Here is a 1,241-nt window from a genome sequence, read left to right as displayed (position 1 = left end):
CGTCTGGGCGGGCCATGCTGATGACCCCGCACTCGACCGACCTCACCAAGCTGCGCGCCGAACTCGTGGGCTACCTGCAGCGGCGCGGCCAGTYCCTGGATGACGCCGAGGATCTTGTTCAGGAAGCCTTCGCCCGCTTCCACCGGGCGGGGCACCGGGTCGGTGACGCCGACGCCCGCCCCCTGCTCTTCGTCATTTCCAGAAACCTGCTGAAGGATCAGTGGAAGGCGACGAACCGCGAGCGCGCGCGGGCCGCGTGGCTGGACGCCGACGCCGAGACGGCCGCCTGGGAAGCCGTCCCCAGCGACGCCCCCGCCGCCGATCGCCAGTCGATCGCCCGCCAGGATCTGGCCGGCGTGGCCCAGGCGATCCGGGCCCTGCCGCCTCGCTGCCGCGACGCCTTCCTGCTGCATCGCTTCGAGGATCTGAGCTATCGACAGATCGCCGAGCGCCTGGGCGTTTCGGTCAGCATGGTGGAAAAGCACCTCGCCGAGGCGCTCCGACGGCTGAAAGCCGCGCGGGAGGACCTGAGGTAATGCTCCCGCCGATCGTTGAGAAAACAAGTCCCCTCCGGGAAGGCCGCTCCTCCGACATGCTCGACCGCTTCGTCCGCCTCTTTGAACGCCAGCCGCGAACGGCCGAGAGCTGGGTCGTGCGCCTGGGCCGGACTAAGGTCTCGCCCCGCGACCTGGACGCGTTCGAGACGTGGCTCGACGCCGATCCACGTCACCTGGACGACTACAGCGCCGTGAAGGCGGCCGTTCGCGACAGCAAGGCCCTGCGCGCCGAGTTCGTCGGCGACCTCAACCTGATCCCGCGCGCCGCGAAGGCCCGCCGACGGTCGCGTGGTGTCTGGCTGGCTCCCGCCCTCGGCGGCCTGGCCGCCGCCGCCCTGGTCGTCGCCGTGTGGCCGGCCAGGGACCCGATGGCCGGCGCGACAATCTACCAGACCGCCGTCGGCGAGATCCGCGAGGTGGTGCTGGCCGACGGATCGCACGTCACCCTGGACACCGCCACCACCCTGCGCGCTCGCCTGGACGGTCCCGTGCGCCGGCTCGCGCTGGACAAGGGGACCGCCTATTTCGCCGTCGCCCACGACAAGACCCATCCGTTCCAGGTCGCCCTGGCCGACCGGCAGGTGATCGTCACCGGCACCCGCTTCACCACCGGCCTGCGCGGCGACCAGGCGCGGGTGACGGTGCTGGAGGGCAGCGTGGCCGTCAGCCGCGTCCATCCGGGCC

At 71.5% G+C, this 1,241-nt stretch carries 2 protein-coding genes; both read left to right on the top strand.

Annotation, left to right across the window (positions count from 1 at the left end; translation table 11 throughout):
* A partial coding sequence (locus AC1DZ6_RS25415) for an RNA polymerase sigma factor (RefSeq protein ID WP_477099859.1) occupies positions 1-536 on the top strand: 536 nt, incomplete at its 5' end.
* A gap of 56 nt (positions 537-592) precedes the next feature.
* Positions 593-1,241, top strand: a 649-nt coding sequence (locus tag AC1DZ6_RS25410; RefSeq protein WP_477099858.1) for a FecR family protein, incomplete at its 3' end; no start/stop codon positions are given.

The organism is Caulobacter sp. P1_B12_2 (assembly GCF_056406675.1).
This window is presented reverse-complemented; position numbering and strand designations above follow the sequence as displayed.